A 3,557-nucleotide genomic window follows, 5' to 3' on the forward strand; every position below is an offset into this window, starting at 1 on the left:
ATTTTTAGGACAGATCTAACAGATCTATTGGTTTATCGGTCAAATTTCTGACAGACTAACTCTCCAGGACTACCAGATTTCAAAGGAATAGGATATTTGCCTTTACGGGTAACAGTGCGATCGCGACAGTTGTAGATTTCGAGATCCCTTTGCTTTTTGCCATCAATACTGACTTTAGCTCGATATTCCCAATAATTTTTGGCACTGCGTTTCAATTGCAAGATACAGACTTGTTGACCAAAGCGAGTGCCACATATTTGAGCCTCGGCATCATAAATAAAGCTCAACCAGAAAATTCCTAATAATACAAATAAACTTAGATATTTCATTAATTGCGGATTAATCAATTTGGGGAGGCAATTCTAGGGAGATTTGTCCCATATTGCCAGTACGAAAATCATAGAGTATTTGACGCGCTACTCTTTCTTTATCCCCTTGGTAAAAGCGATCGCTAGCTTCTTGAATAAATGCTTCTCCCGTCATTCCTGTCGGGTCTAAATTAAAACGAGATTGCAACACCTTAGCGTAACCCAATCGGAGTAACAAATCTACCTCTGCTGCTGCTACTACTTGATTATCGTAGGATGCTTGCCCAATATCTTCACAAATCGCTAGTTTGATCGCATCTTCTTGATTTTCTAATCGCCAAGGAATAATTCCAGGAGCATCTAATAATTCAATTTCCTGGGAAATTTTTACCCAACGCAATTGACGGGTTACCCCAGCACGACGCTCGCTCACGACAATTTTTTTACCGACCAAACGATTAATTAAAGCCGACTTGCCCACGTTAGGAAAACCAATAACCACTGCCCGCACTCGACGAGGGCGCATTCCGCGATCGCGGCGACGCTTATTCATCGCCACTCCACTTTTTTGGGCTGCTGCTTTAATAGCTTTGATGCCTTTGCCTTGTTTGGCGTTAGCAAAGTAGGATTCTTTCTCTTGAGATTTGAACCAAGTTAGCCAATCTTGTTTGGCAAATTCGGGAATCATATCCACCCGATTCAAAACTACAATGCGGGGTTTTTCTCCAATCCAATTATCTATTTGAGGATGATGGGAAGCCAAAGGAATGCGAGCGTCTAAGACTTCTAGGACAACATCAACTTTTCTCAGTTGTTCTTTGAGTTGTTTTTCTGCCTTGGCTATGTGACCTGGATACCATTGAATTGGAGGTGCGGACATGATTGATTTATTCTTTGCTTGTGCGATCTCTAATTTTAGTTTCCCCAGAGAATAAATCGTTAATTTAATTTTGTTTTAACACGCAATGCGATCGCCTGAATTTTAATAACTTACAAAAAATTAAAATCAACCTAAATCAAATGTCTGTATATGCTTATGGGTATTCCAGTACGCTTTCTCACATCTATTAAAGACTTATAAGAGCCTTTAGTCCTTTCGGCAACAATTTTTTGGGCTGCGGATAGTTCAATATTACAAGCAGCTAATTCTTCTACCGAAAAAGAATTCAAACGTCTCCAAGATACATCAGCTTCTTTATTGAGATCGTAACCAAAAGTAATTAGTGGTTCTATTTTTCTCAGATAGTTTTCAGGAATTCCCGCAACTTCTGATAGTTCTTCTATATGAGTAAATATATATCCTTCTTGAGCCAGGGCTAAAATATCATTTGCATAAACAATAGGTAAACCTATAAAGTGTACTAGCTCATCTTGAGTACAGTTGTTAATATCAATTTGTCCTTTATCTTGAGCAATAAGTTTGGCAGTATTAATACTATCTACAAATCTTCCTTTGGAAGTAGTTTTGATTAAATAACTTTTTTTCAAATAGAAAGCCGTTCCAATTTGAATCAACCATATAATACCGATTAATTGTGTCGAAGATAATAAGATACTCAAAGTCAAAAACCCGCTCCCCAACCAAATCCACTTAGGAGTTTTTGACTTATTACCCGCATAAACAATCGCTAAACTTCCGAAAGTAGGAATAAATGAGAACCATACCCATTGAGGAGTTTTTAACAGCCAATCTTGAGAATTTGACACGACTATCACACAAATATAAAAATTATAGAGAATCTAAGAATTTTCTCCGCTTTTCTTCGTATTCTTCTGCTGTAATCACTCCAGAATCATAAAGACCTTTTAGTTTCATTAATGTTTCTGTCTTAGCATTGGAAGATTCTTGATATCCCATTCCCGTACTGGCATATTGTGCATTTGCACCATTATACTTGGCATTAAAATCTCGATCTGACATCAAAATCAAGCCAATAAATTCAAAAAAGGCAATCAAACCAGGAATGAAAGTCCAAAAAAATAATAGATATATAATTCCTGCTAGATTATTACCTAAATAAAATTTATGTATTCCAAGACCACCTAAAAAAAACGCTAATAATGCTGCTACAGCTTTGTTTTTCATAATCGTTTCATTGAATTAAATAAAATATGTAGTTTATACTCGCTTATATTTTTCTTTTCAAAAATTTTGGTATTACCAATAAATAGAGAATAACCAATCCTAATTGAGTTTCTATTAAAGTAAGATAGCCTTTTACTAAATAATTCAAATTCATATTTGAATTAAAAGAAAAAATTATAACTCCTAAAATAGCAAAGGGAATTAGTTTTAGATGATTCATTTTGACAAACTAATTTAGTATATTTCGATATTAACTAATTGAATCGCTAGTAGTCATGGTGAAAAACTCTGATTTTTTTAATTAATCTTTTAAACCCAAATAAGTAATTTTGTGTAGCGAATCAAAATCACAAATTATTCGCGATCGATAAAAAGATGACTTAACGATCTTGATTAATATCTACGATTTCTTGCTGAAAATAACTGAGATCGCTCTTCACTCAACTCTATAAAAAATATTAACTATTAATTAACTCTTAACCGTTAATTTAACTTTCATTTACCTGCGCCTGAGACGATGGAAAATGGATTTTACGTAGTTTTAGAAACTAATACTAGATTGAGTAAATGTAAATAAATTGTATCACTCTCATTTTAGTCGATGCTTTTAGCAAACGTCAAGAAAAATATTATATTTGCTTGACAAAAAGCGTAAAAGATACTCTTTTTAATCCAAATTACTAAATTCAGTATTAGTTAAAAGCTAAAACTACAAATATGTATCCTGTTGTATAACTTTTCTAAAAAACCTTAAGTTTACTATCTCAAATTTACATGGATAATTCTATTAAGTTAACGCAAATTGGTCGCTACGATTCGGGTATTTTCGATGAAGGGGCGGCTGAAATTACGGCTTACGATTCTGGTAGCCAACAGTTATTTGTGATTAACGGTGCTACTAGCACTATTGATATTTTAGACCTTAGCGACCCTACCAGTCCTACTTTTGTCAGAGCGATCGATATTTCTGAATTGGGAGATGGCATCAATAGTATTGCCATTAAAGATGGTATTGTTGCCGCAGCTATTGAAGGGGAAGCAGCAGACGACTTGGGAACGATTGTTTTCTTCGATATTGAAGGTAATGTTTTAAACCAGGTAACTGTGGGTGCGTTGCCTGACATGGTTACTTTTACTCCCGATGGAAGTAAAGTGCTGGTAGC

5 protein-coding genes are annotated in these 3,557 nt (G+C 35.0%); 1 reads left to right on the plus strand and 4 read right to left on the minus strand.

Going from position 1 to position 3,557, the window contains the following annotated elements; all coding sequences use genetic code 11:
* Window positions 1-32: 32 nt before the first annotated feature.
* From AC33VI_RS10575 to AC33VI_RS10590, 4 genes are all read right to left on the minus strand, one after another.
* A complete protein-coding gene (locus AC33VI_RS10575; RefSeq protein ID WP_491782227.1) occupies window positions 33-329 on the minus strand; it encodes a hypothetical protein in 297 nt (98 codons plus the stop codon).
* 10 nt (window positions 330-339) lie between these two features.
* A complete protein-coding gene (ylqF, locus tag AC33VI_RS10580; RefSeq protein WP_491782228.1) occupies window positions 340-1,188 on the minus strand; it encodes a ribosome biogenesis GTPase YlqF in 849 nt (282 codons plus the stop codon).
* A gap of 131 nt (window positions 1,189-1,319) precedes the next feature.
* On the minus strand, window positions 1,320-2,015 hold the full coding sequence (locus tag AC33VI_RS10585) for a helix-hairpin-helix domain-containing protein (protein WP_491782229.1): 696 nt from the start codon (window positions 2,013-2,015) through the stop codon (window positions 1,320-1,322).
* Between the two features lie 22 nt (window positions 2,016-2,037).
* The gene (locus tag AC33VI_RS10590; protein ID WP_491782230.1) at window positions 2,038-2,394 is read right to left on the minus strand and encodes an NINE protein; all 357 of its coding nucleotides are present in this window, start codon (window positions 2,392-2,394) and stop codon (window positions 2,038-2,040) included.
* A gap of 774 nt (window positions 2,395-3,168) precedes the next feature.
* Here AC33VI_RS10590 and AC33VI_RS10595 point away from each other — a divergent pair.
* Window positions 3,169-3,557 (plus strand): choice-of-anchor I domain-containing protein (locus tag AC33VI_RS10595; RefSeq protein WP_491782231.1); only part of this gene is annotated, 389 nt, incomplete at its 3' end.

The sequence above is a fragment of the Waterburya sp. genome, assembly GCF_058530065.1.